Source organism: Gilliamella sp. LMG 34359, assembly GCF_984569085.1.
This window is the reverse complement of sequence record NZ_OZ474906.1, coordinates 2,384,380-2,407,477: the sequence shown is the minus strand read 5'-3', so window position 1 is coordinate 2,407,477 and position 23,098 is coordinate 2,384,380. Positions and strand designations below refer to the sequence as shown.

At 38.3% G+C, this 23,098-nt stretch carries 12 protein-coding genes and 1 pseudogene; 12 read left to right on the top strand and 1 reads right to left on the bottom strand.

Features of this window, described 5'->3' with window-relative positions:
• The first annotated feature begins 169 nt into the window (after positions 1-169).
• The 4 genes from dnaX (at position 170) to ruvB (ending at position 4,562) form a co-directional block, all read left to right on the top strand.
• Complete coding sequence (dnaX, locus tag AC5LXV_RS11190) at positions 170-2,302, top strand: DNA polymerase III subunit gamma/tau (RefSeq protein WP_493466464.1); 2,133 nt, start codon at positions 170-172, stop codon at positions 2,300-2,302.
• Positions 2,303-2,335: 33 nt separating this feature from the next.
• Positions 2,336-2,674, top strand: coding sequence for a YbaB/EbfC family nucleoid-associated protein (locus AC5LXV_RS11185; protein ID WP_110433323.1), 339 nt, complete (start codon positions 2,336-2,338; stop codon positions 2,672-2,674).
• Between the two features lie 256 nt (positions 2,675-2,930).
• On the top strand, positions 2,931-3,539 hold the full coding sequence (gene ruvA / locus AC5LXV_RS11180; RefSeq protein WP_493466463.1) for a Holliday junction branch migration protein RuvA: 609 nt from the start codon (positions 2,931-2,933) through the stop codon (positions 3,537-3,539).
• A gap of 18 nt (positions 3,540-3,557) precedes the next feature.
• Entirely contained in the window at positions 3,558-4,562 is a 1,005-nt protein-coding gene (ruvB, locus tag AC5LXV_RS11175; protein WP_110433325.1) for a Holliday junction branch migration DNA helicase RuvB, read from the top strand.
• 100 nt (positions 4,563-4,662) lie between these two features.
• Here ruvB and cysK read toward each other — a convergent pair whose 3' ends face one another.
• Positions 4,663-5,628 (bottom strand): cysteine synthase A, encoded by a 966-nt coding sequence (cysK, locus tag AC5LXV_RS11170; protein WP_493444847.1) that lies wholly within the window; start codon positions 5,626-5,628, stop codon positions 4,663-4,665.
• Between the two features lie 1,208 nt (positions 5,629-6,836).
• Between cysK and AC5LXV_RS11165 the strand changes: the two are divergent.
• The 8 genes and pseudogenes from AC5LXV_RS11165 to AC5LXV_RS11130 all read left to right on the top strand — a co-directional run bounded on the left by AC5LXV_RS11165 (position 6,837) and on the right by AC5LXV_RS11130 (position 22,917).
• A pseudogene (locus AC5LXV_RS11165) lies at positions 6,837-8,564 on the top strand (ShlB/FhaC/HecB family hemolysin secretion/activation protein).
• A gap of 126 nt (positions 8,565-8,690) precedes the next feature.
• Positions 8,691-20,402, top strand: coding sequence for a hemagglutinin repeat-containing protein (locus AC5LXV_RS11160; RefSeq protein ID WP_493466462.1), 11,712 nt, complete (start codon positions 8,691-8,693; stop codon positions 20,400-20,402).
• Positions 20,399-21,004 carry a hypothetical protein gene (locus AC5LXV_RS11155; RefSeq protein WP_493466461.1) on the top strand — a complete coding sequence of 202 codons (606 nt, stop codon included), beginning with the start codon at positions 20,399-20,401 and terminating at the stop codon, positions 21,002-21,004. Before AC5LXV_RS11160 ends, AC5LXV_RS11155 begins: the two co-directional genes overlap by 4 nt.
• A gap of 71 nt (positions 21,005-21,075) precedes the next feature.
• Entirely contained in the window at positions 21,076-21,366 is a 291-nt protein-coding gene (locus tag AC5LXV_RS11150) for a hypothetical protein (RefSeq protein WP_493466460.1), read from the top strand.
• Between the two features lie 151 nt (positions 21,367-21,517).
• On the top strand, positions 21,518-21,928 hold the full coding sequence (locus AC5LXV_RS11145; RefSeq protein ID WP_493467997.1) for an EndoU domain-containing protein: 411 nt from the start codon (positions 21,518-21,520) through the stop codon (positions 21,926-21,928).
• Positions 21,928-22,413 (top strand): hypothetical protein, encoded by a 486-nt coding sequence (locus AC5LXV_RS11140; protein WP_493466459.1) that lies wholly within the window; start codon positions 21,928-21,930, stop codon positions 22,411-22,413. The genes AC5LXV_RS11145 and AC5LXV_RS11140 overlap by 1 nt, the downstream gene beginning before the upstream one ends.
• Entirely contained in the window at positions 22,403-22,729 is a 327-nt protein-coding gene (locus AC5LXV_RS11135) for a hypothetical protein (protein WP_493466458.1), read from the top strand. The genes AC5LXV_RS11140 and AC5LXV_RS11135 overlap by 11 nt, the downstream gene beginning before the upstream one ends.
• On the top strand, positions 22,705-22,917 hold the full coding sequence (locus AC5LXV_RS11130; protein ID WP_493466457.1) for a restriction endonuclease fold toxin: 213 nt from the start codon (positions 22,705-22,707) through the stop codon (positions 22,915-22,917). Before AC5LXV_RS11135 ends, AC5LXV_RS11130 begins: the two co-directional genes overlap by 25 nt.
• The last annotated feature ends 181 nt before the right edge of the window (positions 22,918-23,098 follow it).

Here is a 23,098-nt window from a genome sequence, read left to right as displayed (position 1 = left end):
TGATAAATTTATTTCGAAAATAATGTCGGTTCAATAGCCTAATTGAACAGAAATCTTCCTTATTAATAATATGTTGTCAATGATTAAGTCAGCGATCGGCATCTTAAAGACTAATTTGACTGATTGTGGTATGATTAGCAAAATTTAATAGTAATAAGTAATGGTGATTATGAGTTATCAAGTTTTAGCACGTAAATGGCGACCCAAATCATTTTCTGAGGTAGTAGGGCAACAACATGTTTTGAAGATTTTATCTAATGCCCTTTCTCTTGGTCGGGTGCATCATGCTTATCTGTTTTCAGGTACCCGAGGGGTGGGAAAAACTTCGATCGCTCGTTTGTTAGCTAAAGGTTTAAATTGTGAAAGTGGTATTACCGCAACTCCTTGTGGTGTTTGTGATAATTGCCGTGAAATTGAACAAGGCCGTTTTGTTGATTTGTTGGAAATCGATGCCGCCTCACGAACTAAAGTCGAAGATACTCGTGAAATCTTAGATAATATTCAATATTTACCAACTAAAGGGCGTTTTAAAGTTTATTTAATCGATGAAGTGCATATGTTGTCACGCAGCAGCTTTAATGCACTGTTGAAAACCTTAGAAGAGCCGCCGGAACACGTTAAATTCTTGTTAGCAACAACTGATCCTCAAAAATTACCTATTACTATTTTGTCGCGCTGTTTGCATTTGCACTTGAATGTGCTTGATACGTCGATAATTGGCGAACAGCTGAATCATATTTTACAATTAGAGCATATTGAAAGTGAACCAAAAGCGATTCAATTGTTAGCAAAAGCAGCAAATGGTAGCATGCGTGATGCGTTAAGTTTGACCGATCAAGCTATTGCACTTGGCAATGGTAAGGTCGATGCCGTTTCGGTTGCATCTATGTTAGGCACCTTAGATAAGGCCATCCCTTTTGCATTAGTTAATGCGCTTTATCAAGGCGATGGAAATGCGTTGATGCAACAAATTGCCGCGGCGGCAATGCAAGGTGCTGATTGGGATAATTTATTGGCGGAAAGTATTGCATTGTTGCACCAAATTGCATTATTGCAAGTGGTACCTACTGCCTTAGGTGATTATGCAGATCATGAGGAGCAGTTGCGCTTTTTAGCGCAATATATGGCGCCAAATGATGTGCAGTTGTTCTATCAAATTTTATTAATGGGGAGAAAAGAGCTCGCCTTTGTACCAGATAAGAAAATGGGCATTGAGATGAGCTTTTTACGAGCTTTAGCTTTTATGCCTAAAAATGTTGATTCGATTACTCCACCAGCTACAACCGTTAGCGAAACGGCTATTGGACATTCACCCATCGCAAAGTCTAATCCGCCAAAAATGGATCCGGCAACAGTAGCAACAACCTCGGTGACTTCTTCTCCGAACTCTACAATCAAAGAAACCAATAAGTCATCAGTTGAATCACAAGTTGAGGAACAACCACAAAAGCAAACCGACACACAATTATCTGCTTTTGCTGCCAATAATGCAGCATTACCACAACAGGCTAATCAAGCTAACAATGCTATTTCATCTGGATCTGATTCGCCGATATCGCTTCCTGAGGAAGCCTCATCCATCACTAAAAATATTTTAGAGATGCGAATGCAGTTAATCAAAGAGGAACAGAAGCCAAAAAAGTCTGAATCGGTTGATGTCAATCAACCAGCAAGCAACCTCGTTAAATCTAAATTGAATCGCGTTAGTCCTGTGGCAAACTCAAAGAGTAAGGTTGAGGTAGCGGTGGTTGATGAGTTGGATGATGAAGAAGAAATTACCGCAGAAAATTATCAATGGCAATCTAGCGGACTAAGTGACGCTAAAAGTGACTCACTGATTGATGCGAAATCGGTTCGTGAATCGCTTAAAGTTGATAAAACACCAGAGATGACGAAAAAATTGGTTGAAGAGATGGTCAGTAAAGATGCTTGGAGTGCGGAAATTGAACAGTTGGAGATTGCACCGTTAATTAAGCAAATTGCGATTAATTCCTACCCTGAATTAATTGATGATAATCATATTATTTTGCATACGCGTTCGGCTGTGGAGCATCTAGCTAAATCGTCAGCAAATTGCATTAAGTTGCGAACTGCGCTGTCAAATTATCGTCAAAAAACACTCAATCTAGAGGTGGTGATTGATGATAATAAGGCTAATAAGACACCGTTAGAAATGCGTGAGGATTTATATCAACAAAAGCTTGAACAAGCTAAATTGACGATTAACCAAGATCCTAAAGTTGAGACGATTTGTCAATATTTTGATGCCAAGATTGATGAATCGAGTATTCGTCCTGTATAATTACAGACTAAATGTTTTTAATGAGGAATAATTATGTTTCCAGGTGGAAAAGGCGGTTTGGGTAATTTGATGAAACAAGCCCAACAAATGCAAGCAAAAATGCAGCAAGCTCAGGAAGAGATAGCTAAACTAGAAGTTACTGGTGAGTCTGGCGCGGGTATCGTTAAGGTTACAGTTAATGGTACACATAGTTGTAAACGCGTTGAAATCGATCCATCTTTATTAACCGAGGATGATAAAGAGATGTTAGAAGATCTGATCGCTGCTGCTTATAATGATGCCACTCGACGTTTGGAAGAAGCTCAAAAAGAGCGTATGGCTCAAGTTACTGGTGGCATGCAATTACCACCTGGTTTTAAAATGCCATTTTAATTTGGATAATTAACGCTATATTTTATTATTGGTTTTGCCAACTTGTGTTGGCAAAATTTCTATTTATCGCCTGTCTATTTATACAGTTTATCTTTATTAATTTTTTCCTATCAGGTAAACTAACTCACAATCGTTTTTTAATTCTAATTCAATCTTGATCATGCTAATTAGACTGATGTTGAAGGGTAGAAGTTATTTAATATCGGTCTTATTTGATTCAAATTGTTTGATTAACATTAATTATTAAGGATATGCTGTGATAGGTCGTTTACGTGGAATCATAATTGAAAAGCAACCACCCAAAGTGTTAGTTGAAGTTGGTGGTGTTGGCTATGAAGTTTTTATGCCAATGACCTGTTTTTATGAGTTGCCTGAAAATGGTAAAGAAGTAATTGTGTTAACTCATTTTGCCGTGCGTGAAGATGCTCAAGTGTTATATGGTTTTAATCATGAACAAGAACGAGAGCTATTTCGTGAGTTGATTAAAGTCAATGGTGTTGGACCTAAATTAGCGTTAGCTATTTTATCAGGAATGTCCGCCAGTCAATTTATTAGCGCAGTTGAACAAGGTGAAATTAAAACGTTAGTAAAATTACCAGGTGTGGGTACCAAAACGGCTGAACGATTGATTGTTGAGATGAAAGATCGTGTTAAACGATTTGGTGAAGAGTTAGCTAATGTGAACGCAACTGTTGATACTGGCAGCGTTAAAAAATCATCCAATCAAATTGAAGGTGAAGCGGTTTCTGCGCTTATTGCTCTAGGTTATAAACCGCAAGAAGCGAGCCGTATTATTAGCAAAGTCATAAAACCAGATATGGATTGTGAAACGCTAATACGTGAAGCATTAAAGTCAGCATTATAAAGAAAGTAGGGATCGATGATGATTGAAGCGGATCGTTTAATCGCACCACAGGCTCAAAAAGAAGAAGAGTCGCTAGATCGAGCTATTCGTCCTAAATATTTGGATGAATATATTGGTCAACCTCAAGTGCGTGAGCAGATGAAAATTTTTATTCAAGCAGCTAAGCAACGCAGTGATGCACTTGATCATGTTCTAATTTTTGGCCCACCAGGCTTAGGTAAAACAACATTGGCCAATATTGTTGCTAATGAAATGAATGTTAATTTGCGCACAACTTCTGGTCCTGTGTTAGAAAAAGCAGGTGATTTAGCGGCAATGTTAACCAATTTAGAGCCGAATGATGTGCTATTTATTGATGAAATCCATCGTTTATCCCCCGTTGTTGAAGAAATCTTATATCCTGCAATGGAAGATTATCAGCTCGATATTATGATTGGTGAAGGTCCTGCTGCACGCTCAATCAAAATTGATTTACCACCGTTTACGCTCATTGGCGCAACCACACGAGCTGGTTCTTTAACATCGCCATTACGTGATCGTTTTGGAATTGTGCAACGCCTTGAGTTTTATCGGGTTGAGGATTTGGAATATATTGTAAGCCGTAGCGCAAAATTTTTAGGAATGGATCTCTCTAAAGAAGGAGCTTACTTAATTGCTAAACGTTCACGAGGAACTCCGCGCATTGCCAATCGTTTATTGCGACGGGTACGAGATTATGCGGATGTGAAATCTAAAGGTATTATTGATGAACGTATTGCCACACAAGCTTTAGATATGTTAGATGTCGACAATGCAGGCTTTGATTATATGGATCGTAAGTTACTACTGGCTATTATCGAAAAGTTTATGGGTGGACCAGTAGGATTAGACAATATTGCCGCTGCAATAGGCGAAGAACGTGAAACCATTGAAGATGTGTTGGAGCCTTTTTTGATTCAACAGGGCTATATTCAAAGAACGCCAAGAGGACGAATTGCAACGCCGCATGCTTATCGACACTTTGGTATTGTTCAAGATGATTAATTAGACTAATTTACAATTAGATTAATTTACATTCAGTTTAAATTACCGAATATTTGATAAAACACCGCCGATTGGCGGTGTTTTGCTGTTGTAGTATAAATTAACCGAGTTCTTTTTCAGTAAAAATACCACTGAATAAATCAGTACTAAGATAACGTTCACCTGAAGATGGTAAGATAACCACGATGGTTTTATTGGCATTTTCTGGTAGGCGCGCCAAGCGGTCAGCAGCAAATACTGCCGCACCGGATGAAATTCCCGCTAAGATGCCTTCTTTTTCCATTATTATACGCGCCGTTTCGATGGCTTCTTCGTTAGAGACTCTTTCGACCAAATCAATCAAGCTTAAATCTAAGTTATCAGGAATAAATCCAGCCCCAATACCTTGTATTTTATGTGGTCCTGGTTTGATAGGTTCACCTGCAAGCGCTTGAGTGATGACTGGTGAGGTAGTCGGTTCGACTGCGACCGCAGTAATATTTTTACCTTGGGTCTTTTTAATGTATTTGGTTACGCCGGTAAATGTTCCACCGGTACCAACACCGGCAATAAAAATATCGATTTGGCCATCAGTATCAAGCCAGATTTCTGGTCCGGTAGTTTTTTCGTGAATTTCTGGATTGGCGGGATTACTAAATTGTTGAAGCATGATATTTTGTTTTGGGTTGCTGGCAACGATTTCTTCCGCTTTTTCGATGGCACCTTTCATCCCTTTGCTCGCTTCGGTTAATATTAGATTGGCGCCTAAAGCTTTAAGAAGTTTGCGACGTTCAATACTCATACTTTCTGGCATAGTTAAGGTTAACTTATAACCGCGAGCAGCAGCCACTGCGGCTAATGCAATACCGGTATTGCCACTGGTTGGTTCAATAAGTTCAACATCAGGGGTGAGTAAACCTCTTTTTTCGGCATCCCAAATCATATTTGATGCAATACGACATTTTATGCTGAAGCTAGGATTACGAGATTCGATTTTGGCTAATATATTACCTTTACCAAAATGTTTTAATCGAACTAAAGGCGTATGACCAATGGTTTGGGAATTATCATCAAATATTTTACTCATGTTAGTATCCTTTTTATTGCCTAATGATAAATAGCATTTAGTTAGTGCTAATAAGTAATACCATTATAAATACAACGATAAAAGATGAAACTAATTAATAATTATAACAATATACATTTTAGTCATAAGCAAAAAATAATGAGAAAAATGACTGACATCAAAGATGTTAGAATACTAATTGGAAAAACGTGTTAGTTGCTAAATTCCATCTCTCCATAACAATCATTGATGGATTTACTATTTTATCCTTTCTTGAACTTTTAATCTGCAAAAGATAATATCTAAAATAATATGAAATTTTCCAGCTGTGCCGATGATTTGGTGACTATTGCTCTAGACTCTTGATAACTAACACGATGATTTTAAAACATTATCTATCTTGATTGAGAGTGTAATCATTTAATTTACACAATAATCGAAAATTTAACCGTTTAATTTTGCAATTGTGATTAATCAAACATGATGACTTCCTTGATCACGGTGAACTAATACCTATTCAGGCTAATAACATCGAAATAACGCATATTTTAATGCATCACAGACTAAATGTCGGTCTATATAACGGATTTGCTAACCAATTGCATGTCGTCCATACAAATCGATAATCACAGCCAGAGATAATCAACCTTCACCTATTTTGATGTATGTGATATCCATTGCCCAAGTAATATTGAGTTTGTCGGGATTAAATTAGGTTGCAAACGTATTACTAACGACATTATGAGGTGTAATCGTATCAGTTTTATACTTGAATTTATGTACGCCTTTACTCATAAACTTAAACCTTGAAGTACTCGACTTACTGTTTTTTCTGAGACTTGATATTCTGCATCTCTGGCATCATGCACTAAATTTTGGGGTGGGACTTAAGCGAGCTTCGTGTTGCCAATGCTATTTTTTGATATACCTGTTGAATGAGGATATTTCATTGGACTTTTCAGCCAAGTGCAATAACTCGACCGATTGACCTTAAATTATTGGCAGGGGAGTTTTATCGGATAATTAGATTGTATTAAAGCCAATTTACCTACGGATTCCTGTCAACGATGGCGATTAAATCAAGGTTTACCAGTAAAAATCGCATTAAATAAAATATTAAAAAAAATGGTAAAATGATGAATATCAATTATTGCATCGACATTGAATTGATTTAATGTTAGCATGGTTTAGTATAGATTTGTGTGTGATGATGTTTCATTGTTAATTTTATGGATTTATTAATGAAAAGGTATTTATTGGCATGTAGTCTCATAGTTTTACCCACGATGGTTACGTTAGCTGAGCCGCCACCCACGCAGCAACTTAACGATCGACAGCTTATCAATCAAGTTAGTGATCAGCAGCTTATCCATCAACAAGAGCGTGATAAAGCCATTCAAGATACATTAACACCTTCATCACCCGACATTCATCTATTAGCTCCCAGCAGCGAAACCGGTGAAATCATTTTTCCAACTGAACCTTTATGCTTTAACATCGAGCAAGTGCAATTATTGGAAAGAGATAAGTTACCTTGGTTTATTCCTATCAATAAACTAGCACGTCAGGCAGACCATCATTGCCTAGGGTCAGAAGGTATTGGTTTACTGATGAGTAAAATTCAGGACCGACTGGTTAGCTATGGCTATATTACCACTCGAGTAGTTGTGCCAGAACAAGACCTGACATCCGGAACATTACAGCTATTATTGGTTGAAGGTAAGGTCAGAAAGCTCTATTACAGTGATGATAGCGATAAATATGCGCAGTTATATACCGCTATGCCGGTAAGAGAAAATCACACACTTAATCTGCGCGATATTGAGCAAGGTCTGGAAAACTTACAACGCTTGCCGACTGTATCGACACAAATGGAACTGGTACCGGGAGACAAACCGGGTGAAAGTGATGTAGTTATCTCCCGCCGACAAAGTAAAATGTGGCGCTTAGGCTTATCAGTTGATGATTCGGGCACCAAAACCACCGGGCGTGACCAAGGTGGCGCTACACTATATTTAGATAACTTATTATCGTTAAGTGATTCTTTTTACGCCTCCGGTGGCCATGATATTAATGGTAAAGGCAAGTATGGTTCACGTAACTTTCTTTTATCCTATTCAATTCCGTTTGGTTATTGGTTACTCAGTACCTCATTATCAGGCAATAAATATCATCAAACCATTGCCGGGCAAAATGAAAATTTTGAGTATAGTGGTCGCAGCCGCAATGCCAATGTCCAATTAAGCCGAGTCATTCATCGTAATGAATCGCAAAAAACCACCTTAAGTTATGGTATTACGCTTCGTGAGTCTCATAACTATATCAATGATACTGAAATGGAGCTTCAACAGCGTAAAACCACCAACTGGCAATTAGGTTTACAGCATCGACATTATATTAACGACATCACCTTAGATGCAGGGGTAACTTATCAAAAAGGGGTTAGATGGTTTAATGCTAAAAAAGCACCAGAATAGAATAATGGCGAATATGACAGCAGTGCTTTAGCCAATATTTTTCTCATTAACTTCTCAGCCAATATTCCTTTCAGTGTCAAACAACAACCGTTTCGTTATCGTTTTGACTATCAGGGGCAATATACACGAGGTGATCATTTAACTTCGCCGGATCAATTTTCTATTGGTGGACGTTGGTCGGTGCGCGGTTTTGATGGCGAGCTAACCTTAAGAGCAGATCATGGTTGGTATATCCGTAATGAACTAGTCTGGCAAGCCCCCTTTAATCATGAGCCATACTTTGGCATCGATACAGGTGAAGTCTCGGGCGCCAAAAGTGAATACTTATTAGGTCGGCACCTAACCGGTGGCGTAATAGGCATACGAGGAAATAATTATGGTTTTTACTATGACCTTTTTGCCGGCAAACCGATTCGCAAACCCAAAGGTTTCCAAACCAATCCATTAACATTAGGCTTTAATGTTAACTGGAACTATTAAAATAATAATAAAGTTATACAAAGTAATACGCAGCAATAAATTTCTAAAAATAAAGTAAGTCCTAACAATTAGCTATACCGAATATCAAGTAAAAATAAGAAGTATAAAGTCAGTAAGGAATAGGTTATGAATAAGAATTTATATCGTGTCATTTTTAATAAAAAACGTGGTATGCAAATGGTGGTTGCAGAAATAGCCACCACCAGCAAAGGTCATCAAAAAGCTGCAACCGATGAAAAACCGCTCATGGTTAAAGCGCGCTTTTCCACGCTTAAACCCATAACCTTATTCGTTTCATTATCTTTAGGCTTTGTCACGCTTAGCTTACCGGCATACGGCAGTGATATTGTTGCGGACAATCAGGCGGCTAAAAACCAACGGCCACAGGTTATTTCAACAGCCAATGGTATCACACAGGTCAATATCCAAACGCCCAACAGTAAAGGGGTATCACACAATAAATACCAGCAATTTAATGTATCGGAGAGAGGAGCGATATTAAATAACAGCGGCAAAATAAGTCAGACGCAAATTGCCGGTTATGTGCAAGGTAATGAGTTTTTAAAAAGTAGTGGTCCGGCAAAAATCATCTTAAATGAAGTTAATTCACGCAACCCTAGCCAATTAAATGGGGTGATTGAAGTGGCTGGGCAAAAGGCACAAGTGGTTATCGCTAACCCTTCGGGGATAACCTGTAATGGTTGTGGATTTATTAATGCCAGTCGTTCAACGTTAACGACCGGTAAGCCGGTCATGCAAAATGGCGAATTAACTGGTTACCGGGTCGAACAAGGTCAGATAGTGGTCACCGGTAAAGGGCTTGATAGCTCAGGGCAAAGTTATACAGACTTGATTTCCCGTACGGTATCGGTCAATTCAGCGATTTGGGCGAATGAACTAAATGTGGTCACCGGTAAAAATCAGGTCAGTCAGGATGGTAAAACTATTACGCCATTGGCAGATAGTGGTGAGCATGACAAACCAGAAGTCTCAATTGATGTATCACAACTAGGCGGCATGTATGCTGGCGCTATCCGAATGGTGGGGACCGAAAAAGGGGTTGGGGTGCATAATGCGGGTGAATTGGGCGCCAGTGTAAGTACGCTTAGTATTAGTGCAGATGGTAAAATCACCAACCGTGGTGCCATACAGGCGCAGCAAAATATTGAGCTGCGTAGTCGGGGTGATATTGACAATCAAAAACAACTCAATAGTCGAAAAAACATTCAATTAACCAGTAACCAAACTATCATCAATCAGGGAAGTCTTGTTGCGCAGGAAAATATCGATCTAAATGCGACAACCCTTGATAGCCATGCGAAAAGTCTTATTGCCGCAGGTATCGATAAACAAGGTAAATTAACGCAAAAGGGTAACATTAGTGTTAATGCTAATAATGCCTTTTTGCATGGTAAAAATCTGGCGGGTCAAAATTTAACGGTTAAAACTGAAAAAAATGCAGATTTTTCAGACAGTCAAAATCTTGCAACTAAAATCACCTTTACTGCTGAAAATATTAACCTTAATTCAGCAAAAATTAACAGTGAAAAGAACATCGATTTAACAGCAAACAATTCAATTGTTAGCCATCATTTAGACGCTAAAACTAATAATAACTATATTGCACACGCCACTAAAATGGATAATCAACAATCTACCATTTTAGCTGATGGCAATATCCAATTTACAGCAGATACTATTATTAATGCCGAATCAAAACTAAATTCGGGTAGTGAAGTTAACTTGCTTGCTAAAGACACAATGGATACTCAACATAGTATAATTTTAGCTGATGGTAAGATTAACTTACAGAGTCAATATATTAATAATAACCACGCCTTATTAGTCACGAATAAACAATTACAAATAAAAGCCAATACTTTAAACAATCAAAACGCATTATTACAATCCAAAGAGGCATTAACGGTTGATAGCGACCTTTTCGATAATCAAGAGTCGGAGTTACTGACCGAAAGCACTTTATCTCTATCAGCCAATCAACTCAACAATCACAAAGGCAAATTAAGTGCCAAAAATGATATTAACATTCACAGCCAGTTTATCGATAATCGTTTTTCAACATCGATTTCTGAAGAGAGTATCAATTTAACTAGTCAAACCCTTCTCAATCATTACGCAAAACTTTCCGCATTAAATAATCTTATGCTTACTGGCAAGCAAATTGATAATCAATATTCAATGCTAAAATCAAATGGTCATTTATCGATCAACGCCAATGAATTGAATAATCAATCGGCTAATTTAACCATTACTGATGATATCAATATTCAATCCGCCTCGATTGATAACCGTGATGCCACCATTTTAACGTTAGGAAAGCTTAAATTTCAGGCGAAAAAGATTAATAACTCTCAAGCCAACATTCAAGCGGCAAAGTCAATTAACCTTAACGCGAATGAAATAAATAATCTTGCCGCACTGTTATTAACCCACTCCAGTTTAGAATTAACTGCTAAGGATATTAACAACAATAATGCTGAACTTAATGCCAAAGCGCAGATAACTATTGCCGGGCAACACTTATCGGCTGATCAAGGTTTACTGATAAGTAATGACGATATCAATATTGATAGTCAAAATTTCGTTGCGAAAAAAGTACAAATTAAAGCAAAAAAAGATATTAACATCACTTCATCTCATCATATTGATATGGATGAAGGATTAATTATCAGTGAACAACATGTAAACCTGGCAACCGATGATATTAAGCTCAATGCTGCTACCTTAAGTGCTAAAGATGATATCGCGATCACTGCCGACTCTCAATTAGCCAATAACGCTGCAAAATGGCTAAGTGAAGGGAATATCACGGTCAATACTCAAACCTTTGACAACCAAAATGCTTCAATCTCCAGTTATAAAAATATCTCGTTTGCTACCTCCACATTAAATAACCAAAACAGTCAATTACTTAGTTATGGTGCAATTAAATTAACCTCAAACGAGATAAACAACCAAGCATCAACTCTCAATGGGTTAGGTGAGATAACTCTGCTCGCAACCCAGATAAACAACCAAAATGCACAACTTATCAGCCAACAGTCAATCAACTTACAGGGAGAAAATATTGATAACCGTCAGTTAGCTAGCCAAGCGAATAAAGGACTGTTGATGGTTGCTCATGGTGTTCTGAATAATACTGATGCAACCTTGATTTCTGGTGATAAATTAACGCTCAAATCCAAACATATTATTAACCATAAGGCAAAAATCAAATCGGCGCATGATTTACTGATGCAAGGGGAAAAGATCGATAATCAGCAAAGTAAAATGCTCGTTTCTGGTCATGTCGAATTTCATGCCGATAATCTTATCAATAACCAACAAGCTGATATTCGTGGCCAACAAAAAATTATCCTCAATACGGGTGAGCTTAATAATGAAAATGGTTTAATCGTCGCGGGAGAAGAGATCACTGTTAGCGCCGATCAATTAAATAATCAATCGGCAATATTAAAAAGCGATGACAGTATTAATATCAAAGCAAAGAGAATCGACAATACCTCATCGACATGGTTAAGTGGTAAAAAAATAGCGATTGAAAGTAATGAACTCAACAATCAGTCAGCGATCATCAAAGCGGATAAGGATATAGCGATTAAAACCGAGCAGGTAAATAATCAATATGCTAACGTAATTGCCGGTGGGCAAATAGCATTAGTTGCCACCACGCTATCTAACCAATTTGCTAACTTAAATGCGCAAGAAGCGATTAATATTCAGGCCAATGTACTTGACAATCAATCAGCAACACTGATTAGCAAACAAGATATTACAGTAAGCAGTAACCAATTAGATAACAAAAAATCATTATGGTTTGCTAATAATATCACCATATCTGCGCAGGAGCTGAATAACCAAGAGGCAGGTTTGCAGGCGCAGCAAAAAATGCAACTAGAGGTTAATGGCCATCTCAATAACCAAGATGCTACACTCATTTCGGGGCAAAAGGGGCTTATCATTCACGCCACTTCTATTGATAATACAGCGGCGGATTTAAATAGCCAAGGCATAATAAATATTAATGCCAAACGCATCAATAACAACCAAACCCAAATCATCACTGAAGATGCACTAACCGTGCAAGCTGATAATATAAATAACCAATCAGCCGATATCCAAGCCAAAGGCAACATCAACTTAAGCGCACAACAGATCAATAACAACCAAGCTCAAATCATTACCGAAGATGCACTAACCGTGCAAGCTGAAGATATAAATAACCAATTAGCTGACATCCAAGCAAAAGGCAGTATCATCTTAAACGCTCAGGGCGTCAATAATCAACAAGCCAAATTCTTAGCTGCCGGAAATATTGAGGTAAATGCTGAAAATAATCTGATTAATAATGATGCAATACTTAGCTCCCTACAACAAATAAAACTCAACAGCCAATATAATATTGATAACCAAAATTCAACCACGACGGCGAATAAAGGGATATTGATTGAAGCAAATTCAATCAATAATAGCAATGCAAAACTGGAAACTTCCGGTTTGTTAAAAATTATAGCAACCATGGTTAACAATTATCAGGCACAACTTAACGCCGATCACCTCGAGATAAATGTGCAAACCCTTGAAAACCAATTAGCCAGAATGATTGTTCAAAACCAATTAACCATTCAGGCCGGTAATATTGTCAATAGCCTTGCGTATCTATTAGGGCATGATATTGCAATTAATGCCGATGAACTGACAGGTGATGGGGAACTGTTAGCGGTAAATAACCTTGAACTAAATCTGACAAATATTTTCAAAAATCTCACCAACTTAATTGCTAATAATCAAATTTCGATTAAAGCCAGTCAAATTAGTAATCATGGCAAACTAGCTGCCGGCAAAACGATTAGGCTCAACAGTGATAAGATTGACAATAGCCAGCAAGGAACGATAGAAGCAGAACAGATCAACATCAAAGCCGATGTATTGGTTAACCAAGGACTAATTGATGGTGAAGATGTCAACTTTGATATAACTCAACGCTTAGACAATATCAATGGAGCTCGCTTATATGGAGACAATATCTCTATCAAAGCCAATGAAGTTAATAATTATGCGACATCATTAAATAGCCCTATCACCCCAACTATTGCATCTAGACAATCACTTTTTTTAGATGTTAATACTTTAAATAATAAAAATCATGCTTTAATTTTAAGTTTAGGTGATATGCAAATAAATGGGCTGACATTAAACAATCACTCTGCTCGGATTGAAGCGGGCAATAATATGCAATTAAACGTTAACCAAATTAATAACGTTAATGACAATATTGTTACCGAAGAAGTATTAATTAGTAGCCAGCCTATTGTCGAATACTCACCTAATGGCGATCCTCGACGTTTCAAACCGGAGGAAGTGAGGATCCGTAATAGTCCGAAAAAACGACATACCTATCCTGTTTTACACTCTGTAGATGGTTCTTTTGGCGCTACTTATGAATTCTATAGTTATTACTATACCCAAAATATCTATGAAACCAAGATTAAAACTACTGAGCCGGCGGAAATCATATCCGGGAATAATTTAGTGATTCAAGCTAATCATATCAACAATGATAATAGCAAAATATTATCAGGCAATGGCTTATTTATTGCTACCGCAACACTTAACAACCACTCATTAAAAGGTCAGAGAACGATTGATGAAAAAGGTACTAAGTTTTGGAATTATCGCCACAAAGGAAAAAAACGTGGTCGAACTGAATTTACTAAACGCGGTAGGCCTTTTGATTATTTAAATAAATCAGTAACGTCAATTGATCTACAGCTAGCCCAAGTGGTCGAACATACGCGGATTAATCATACCGCCCTCGCCTCAGAAAATCGCGACATGGTAAATGTCGAGAATCAGCATCATCTTAACGCGGTTAATGAAAATATCAAAACAAATAAATCGTTAAATCAATTGTCTGAGTCGGCGATTACTAATAACCCAGCAATTGGCAATATTAGTATTGCCGAGGCGGAAAATATAGCGGATTTATTCCAACCAACCACAGTTATTGAAACCGAAAATTGGGTAGATTCAACCCATTCCGCTATTGAAAGCAAGCCAAATAACTTGCAGCCGGACGAATCGATTACACAAATTGATAAACAGCAGTATGAAGCCTTAATCAGTTATGTTGAACCCAATACATCGATCCCACAAAACAGTATTTATATTGTTAATAAATCACCGCAATCCAATTATTTAATCGAAACCGATCCAAAATTTACCAATCGCAAAAAATGGCTAAGTTCAGATTATATGTTCCAACGCCTGAGATTCGATCCAGATAATATTCAAAAACGGCTTGGTGATGGTTATTATGAACAGCAACTCATTCGTGAACAGATTGTCGGTTTAACCGGGCACCGCTATTTAGGTGATTATTCGAACGATATCGAACAGTATAAAGCCTTAATGAATGCTGGTGTTGAATTTGCACAAATTTATGGCTTAAAAATTGGTGCCTCTCTTTCAGCAGAGCAGATGCAATTACTGACCACCGACATTGTATGGATGGAAAGTAAAACCATCATGGTTGATGGACAAGCAATATCAGTATTAGTCCCACAAGTGTATCTGGTAAACAGACCGCAACTGACCGCCGAAGGGGCATTATTAGCCGGTAAAAATGTCAATATTCAGGCGACCGACGATATTGAAACCTCGGGCTCGATCTTAGGTAAAGAGCACGTAGCATTATTAGCCAATAATATCAATAATCAGGGCATTATTGACGCTAATTCAATCAGTATTAAAGCGAAAGATACGATTAATAGCAGTGGCAAACTCACCGCTGTCAAACAGGTTTTATTGGCCGCCAATAATGATATCAATCTACAAAGTACCACGGCAACGACGGCAACCTATTATGGAAAAAATAAAAGTATTAATACAGTTCTTGATCAAGTATCTACCATCAGTGTAAAAGATGGTGATATCAGTTTACATGCTGGTCATGATATCAATCTTGGCGCAGCATTACTCATTAACGGTGGCGAAGCGGGTGAAACGGATATTATTGCCAACAATAATATTAATTTAACCACGTTAAAAACCCAAAGTAATCAGGAAGACTATTGGAATAAAAATAACTATCGCAAGGTTAATCTAGAAAATAGTGTTGGTACAGAAATCTTAACTAATAACGATTTAAACTTAATAGCGGGTAACGATATTAGAATTAAATCGGCCGAGATTTCCAGTAATAAATCGTTAAACTTACGAGCTAAACATGATATAGCTATCACTAGTGATCAAGAGCGGCTTCAATTAACCGATCATCATAAAACAACTAGCAAAAGCTTGCTGAGTAAAGAATCAACTACCAGCCATATTGAGATAGACAACGCCACCCAAAAAGGCAGTGAACTTAGCGCCAATAGCGTAACGATAAAATCCGGTCATGATTTAGATGTATCTGGCAGCATGGTGATAGCAACCCAAGATGTCTATCTTAATGCCGGCAATAATGTAAATATTGCAGCTGCGGAAGAGAGCTATTACCGTCATGAAGAAAGAAAAACCAAAAAATCAGGGGTATCAACTAGCTCAAAAGGGATTAGTGTTGGTTCACAATCAACCAAGGCGACCTCAACCTCGAATGAAGTTAATCAATCACAGGCGGGGAGTTTAATTGGCACTTCAGGTGGTAATGTGATTATCGCTGCCAATAAACAAGTGACCATTGATGGCAGTGACATTATTGCCGGTCGCGCACAAGGGGATGATAAACGTGCAACCGGTCATATTGATATCAGTGGTGAAGATATTTTAATTATTCCGGGTCGAGATATTGTTGATAAAAAGCAGACTTACAAATCAAAATCTTCGGGAGTGGGTATTTCGTTTAGCAATCCAATAACGGATAGTGTGCAAAATATGCGAGATATTTTCAAATCCTCGGGCGGTAAAGTCGAAAAAGCTAAACAATTTACCGGTGAACTGGCTGCATTAGCTATGGATATAGGTAACCCGGTCTCATCACCGATTTCGTACCATAAATCATCAACGAAGAGTCAATCAAGCTTACACGGTGAATATAGTAGTGGTAGTACATTAACCGCTGCTGGCAATATACAGCTTCATGCCACCAATAGTCAGGAAAGGGATGCACAAGGGCAACTAACGCATGGCGATGTCGTCATTAAAGGAAGTGACTTAACCGCAGGAGAAGCAATTATTATCGATGCTAATCGTCATGTTGCTATTGAAACCTCGGCAGATAAACAATCGGAGCACAGTAAAACAACGAGTAAAAATTGGAGTGCCACGACAGCGGCAGCGACAGCGGGTTCATCGGTACGATTTATCAACGGCAGTCCAAATCATGGTGCGGGTATCTTACCTTATGGTAGTGAAAGCTCTGGTAATCGAAGTAATAGTGATGTAGTGGGTCAAAATGCTTCCACGCTCACGGCAAATAACATTGCCATCAATAGCCGTGAAGGCAATATTGACATAAAAGGAAGTCTATTAAACTCGCAATATGATATTAATTTACATGCAGCCAACGGCCATGTAGATATTAGCGCCAGCACCAATCAATCACACAGTGAAAATAAAGGTTACCATAAAGTGATTGGTGAGCTTGGTGGTGATGGCTATAGTGGCACAGTGGGTTACCAACATTCACGATATAAAGAGTTAGAAGATAAAGCAACCCAAAGTAATATCCGCAGTGGACTTAACAGTACGAAAGGCAATATTAATGTTGTTGCAGGTGATGATGTTAAACTGGCGGGTGTTGATATTAGTGCCGGTAAATCTGTCAACCTCACGGGTAAAAATGTCATTATGGAAACCAGTGAAGACAGTCTGCACCAAAAAACGCAGAGCAGTAATAAACAATATGGTGTCACGGTTTCCACCTCCGGCTATGCGGTTACAGCGGCACAGTCAATTGAAAAGGCCGCCAAAGCAATTGAAAATAAGGAAGACAAACGTTTAGCGGCGATTTATATGGCACAAGCTGGGGTGAATGCCGCACAAGCTAATTTAACGGCGGCTGATTCCTCGGCGGAAATAAACCAACCAACCGTAAATGCTGAAAATAATGCTAATGCTAATGCTAATGCTAATGATGGTGGTTCTGCCTCTTTAATTAAAGTCAATGTAAGTGTAACGGCAGATAACTCAAAACAAAAAACAGAGTATCACAACAATGCTCAAACAGGCACGGTGATCCATGCCGGTCAAAATGTGAATATCAATGCAGAAGAGAACATTGAAGGGAAAGGCGTTGATATTACCGGGCAAAACATCAATCTCAATGCGGGGAATGATATCAAATTTGATGCGGCCCACAGCACTGAAAAATTGAAAAGCACCGATTCAGGCAGTCACTACGGAGCTGGTGTTGGCTTTGGATTAGTGGGTGGGCAAAATGGTTTTTCAATTGAGTTAGCCGCCAGTAAATCCAAAGGTAAAGAAAACGGTACTAGTGATATCAATCACAACAGCACCATCACCGCCAGTAATACGCTTAACATCCAGAGTGGTCGTGATGTTATTCTAACGGGCGCGGAGTTATCTGGTGAGCAAGTTATTGCCGATATAGGCCGTCACTTAACCATCAGTAGTGAACAAGATAAAGAAAAATACGATGCTAAACACACCTCTGTTGGTGCGAGTGCCAGCATCTGCGTACCACCATTTTGCTATGGAGCAAGTAGTGCGAGTGCTAATTTTGCCCAAGATAAAATGAAAAGTAATTATGAATCGGTTAACGAGCAATCGGGCATATTTGCCGGCAGTGGTGGTTATGATATTACCGTGGGCGAACATACCCAATTAAATGGTGCTGTGATAGCCTCGAAAGCTGACCCGTCAAAAAATCGCTTAGATACCGGCACTATTGGCTTTACTGATATTAAAAACAAAGCGGAATATGATGTCAGCAGCATCTCTGGCTCGGTTGGGGTAAGTAAAGGACCGGGTAGTGGCGGTTTTTCACCAACCAGTGGCCAACCAACCATTTATGACCATAACGATGAAGCTTCGAATATTACCCATGCGGCAATTAGTGACGGTGAGTTAATCATTCGTGACCAAGATAAACAAACACAAGATATCAATGAACTCAGTCATGATACCGAAAATGCCCATAGCAAACTTAAACCAATCTTTAATAAAGAGGATGAGCAGACCAGATTAAACATTGTCACTAGCTTAAAAGAGTTAGGCGAACAGGTAAAAGAGCTCGAACGCACTATTCATAAAGATGCCGATAAAGACTCGCAAGATGGCAAAATGGGCAATGACTTTAGTAAAGGCGTTGACTCAGCCGTATCAATTATTACCGGCATTATCACCGGCGATATGACCGGCGGCCTAGCTGGCGCCAGCGCACCATGGCTGGCTGAGCAGATAAAGATACAAGCCGGTGATAACGAAACCGCGAGGTTAGTTGCCCATGCAATACTTGGTGCAGTAGTCGCTGAGCTACAAGGCAACTCAGCATTATCTGGTGGAGCCGGTGCTGTGGTTGGTGAAGTTGCGGCAGATATCATCCGAAAACAACTGTATGGCAAAGAAGTCAAAGATTTAACCGAAGAAGAAAAACAAACCATCAGCGCACTATCTCAACTAGCATCCGGCCTTGCAGTAGCTGCCGGCGGTGGTAATATTGGTGATGCCAGTGCGGCTATTAATAGTAGTAAAAATGCGGTGGAAAATAATACAGAATCAATGGACTGGTGGCGTGAAAAACATAAAGGCAGTATTGATTATTATAAAGATAAACTTAGAGAAACTCTTGGTGAAAATACGATTTCACAAATCATCAATGGTGCACTGACTGCTTATGGTGATACGGTCGATCTTGGTGCTGGTACTGCAGATACTGTTCTTGATGGTATTCTTGCATTAAGTAGTTGTGCTGTGGGGGTTAATTATTGTGATACCGCATTGAACGACTTGAGAAAAGCAGATCAAACCGTGGCAAACGCCGTAAATGCGATCATTAACGGCCAAGCATGGGATGCAATTAAAGATAATTTTGTTAGAGCTGCTAATGGTGATCAGATAGCCCTAGAGAATTCAGCGGCATTGTTAATTGGTGTAATTACACCGTCTAAAGGATTGGGAAATGTAGGTAAAACAGAAAAACTTATCAATAAATCAGATAAAGTTATTTCAGATGCTAATAAAGCAGGTAAATTGGATGAGGCATTATCCGATGTTAACAAATTAGACAAAGAATATTTTGAAAATCAGTATGGTAAAAATAATGTTGAACAAGGATTTGGTGATTATAAAGAAATAAAGGATAATATAAATAATAATCATGCAGCAAATCAACAGGCTAATAAAAGCAGTAATTTTGATGAGCATGTAGTAAATGAGAAAGGCTTGGAGAATGCTGGAAAAGGGGCTACTGTTGCACCGGCAGATAAATTAGCAGCCCAAGCTCAGCAAGATTTAATCTCGGAAATTAATAAATTTCCATCAAGGACTCAAGCGACCAATACCTCAACAATGATAGGTGCTTATGATCCTATAACAGGAAAAACTGCTGTCGGTTCAAGTAATGCTGCGATAACGGCTGATGCACTACATCCAACAACAGTTGCATATATTGAGAAACAACTTGGTGTTAAAATCGGTGATTTTACTAGTTTTTGTAAAAATAAAGCAGGGGCATGTGCTGAGGTATCAGGTGCTGATGCCTTAATTAGACAAGGTTCAAAGCCTGAAAATATTAAATTTACTCAGGCTCTTAGACCTAGGGAAGTATGGCAAAAAGAAACCATTCCACCTAAAGCCATTGTTGAAACTTGTGAAAACTGTGGCACTGTTTGGCCAAAAGGAGCGCATAAATGAGTGTACTAAATATAAATTGGGAACCTGGGTTTGGTACTATTTTCACTTGGTTCGCTATGGATAAAAATGGAAAGATAGCTGTAATGATAAATAATGGGTTTGGTGATTTGCCAAAAGCATTGTTGTTAACTAAAAATATAGAAGAACTGTTAAACGACCTTAATGAGTATATGTGGGAAGAGTCCCAATCATTTGTTGAATACCCAGCCCCGAAAAATGGGTTTGGGCAATTAGATATGTACTCCTCATATTTGTATCACTATGTGAAATCTAGAGATGAGGTGGAAAAATATATTCAGAACGATTTGATTGAATCAGGGCATTATAGCGATACTAATTTATCAGCAAATAAAGGATTATATGTATACCAAGCTATAGAGGGAAGCAACCCAGGGCAAGATTACCCAGTTGGCTATGATGGTGAAACTAAAATGGGAGACTATTTTAGGTATTTGATGCCAACCATATATGCCTCAATTGAGGATTTTCCTGAAGAACTTCGACATGGGATAGCCGTTTCTGACACAGTTGATTTTACCACCGATAGATTGTTTGATAACAATAAAATCAACGAATACTTTCCGAGAATGTATAGGAAGTAAATATGAACTCCCAGCCTAAAACTGGGAGTCTAGTTTTTCTAGGCTGCCACTGAAAAATATAAGGAAATGATATGTTATTAATAATGTTAGCCATCTTTTTGATAAATATTACTTTCTTAATAAAAAATCCCGTATTGAATCAGTGGATAATTTACTCTGCATTGAATTTCTTGAACGAACTCATACAGACGAAGGGCGATATCTCTATTCCAGACGATGGCATCACTCATGCGGGCAATGAGCTAGTCATGGTGGGAAACAACACAACGAGTATCGGCATCAATAGTCATACTGTTCACAACAAGATCGATCTGTCCCAATTCATAAACCATCAACAAAGTAGCCAGAATACTGCCGCATAAGTCAGCTTAACCTTTTTCCTGCAAATCAGATGCCGGAAAGGGGACGACGGATACAGAAAGTAAAGTAGGAGAGTATCTCGAAGACTTTAAACCATCGCTAACTCCAAGTGAATTAGTACAACAACAAGCTGGAAAAGGAAGTCGGGTAACAATCAATACTGAGCATATCTTAAATGGTGAAATTAAGACCTATGCAAACGGTACAAAAGTTGGAACCGGTGGGCATTATCTGCGGGATCCAAATATTAAAGTAGATAGCTGGACAGGTGCCGCGGATGCGAATGGTGTAAAGACAGGATATATATCGGTAAGAGATCCAGCAACAGGACAATGGTATAAAAAACAAGCTGAAACAACATTTTTCCCTGAAAATTGGTCTAAACGTCAAACTGAAATGGAAATTAAGAGTGCTTTTGAAAATTCAAAACCTCATACTGATCCACGAAAAAAAGAAATGTGGCAAGGGACATCCTCTACTGGATTAAAGATTGAAGGCTATTACAAAAAACCTGATGGAACTGGTGCAACGGCTTGGCCTGTTTACCAAGGAGTTAAGAAGTAATGTTAAAAAAGAAATTATATTTTATATGGTATAAAGGAAAATATATTCTTTCTGGAACAGCAGAAGATGAAAATATTAGATATACGCCAAAACAGGGTTATGGAATATGTGAAATAGCTGCTTGGCTAGCGACAGATCTTCCTGCGGGAATTAATTCTGTCAATATTTGGATTAATAATCTTACCGATTTAGAACATAGCCGAGCACCTGATGGTATGTTTGGTATCGGTAATGCTCATTGGGTATTAATTACCGGTGATTATGTCTTTATTGGTACTGAATACGTCGAACAACAACAAGTTATTATTACTAAAGATCAACTTTTATATGTTCTGGAACAATACAAGGCTTGTTTAGACGGTGTTTATAAAGACCCATATAATCCACCTGAACCAATAAATGTTGAGCTTGTGGCTGAAGGACAAGAAGCTATTGATCTATATAATGGATTAGAAGGCTCTCACCTGGTTCCTTATGCTTGCTAGTAAAATCCCCGTTCCTCAGAGCGGGGATCTTTTTTATCCCTTTCTAGATCTGCATAGCAAGTTCAATAATCAACTTATTCTGCTCAACTTTAATGATGACTGGCTTATCGGTATTAAAGCTGGGAAGGGGACGGCGGAAGTTACTAGTAAGTATTTTGGTAATTTAGTAAAAGTAAATAAAGCAGATCCTGCTGCGGATGCACTTGCTCAACGAATTGGTGGCGAATCTACTGTTAGATTTTGTAATGATATAATGATATTAGGGAGTTTGACGTCATTAATGATTTATATGTGGCTCAAACGAAGCCAGCACTGAAGCAGTTAAACGCTGCCGTTAGAAAACAGATGAAAGCAACATTTGAAGCAGCTAAAGAAACTAACCGCACTGTTTACTATCATTTTGAAGGTCAACCAGCTACATCAGTAATTAATAAACTTAATGAATATAGTAATTGTTACGGAGTAAAAGTTGTTATCGATACTAAACCTCTTAACCCAAAATAATAAGGTAATCAATGATGAAGCCTCGAATATTACCCACGCGGCAATCAGTGACGGTGAGTTAATCATTCGTGACCAAGATAAACAAACACAAGATATTAATTAACTCAGTCATGATACCGAAAATGCCCATAGCAAACTCAAACCAATCTTTAATAAAGAGGATGAGCAGACCAGATTAAAC

Coding starts and splice junctions, on each gene's coding strand:
- dnaX (WP_493466464.1), top strand. CDS start 170: ATGAGTTATCAAGTTTTAGCACGTAAATGGCGACCCAAATCATTTTCT.
- AC5LXV_RS11185 (WP_110433323.1), top strand. CDS start 2,336: ATGTTTCCAGGTGGAAAAGGCGGTTTGGGTAATTTGATGAAACAAGCC.
- ruvB (WP_110433325.1), top strand. CDS start 3,558: ATGATTGAAGCGGATCGTTTAATCGCACCACAGGCTCAAAAAGAAGAA.
- cysK (WP_493444847.1), bottom strand. CDS start 5,628: ATGAGTAAAATATTTGATGATAATTCCCAAACCATTGGTCATACGCCT.
- AC5LXV_RS11160 (WP_493466462.1), top strand. CDS start 8,691: ATGAATAAGAATTTATATCGTGTCATTTTTAATAAAAAACGTGGTATG.
- AC5LXV_RS11155 (WP_493466461.1), top strand. CDS start 20,399: ATGAGTGTACTAAATATAAATTGGGAACCTGGGTTTGGTACTATTTTC.
- AC5LXV_RS11150 (WP_493466460.1), top strand. CDS start 21,076: ATGTTATTAATAATGTTAGCCATCTTTTTGATAAATATTACTTTCTTA.
- AC5LXV_RS11140 (WP_493466459.1), top strand. CDS start 21,928: ATGTTAAAAAAGAAATTATATTTTATATGGTATAAAGGAAAATATATT.
- AC5LXV_RS11135 (WP_493466458.1), top strand. CDS start 22,403: ATGCTTGCTAGTAAAATCCCCGTTCCTCAGAGCGGGGATCTTTTTTAT.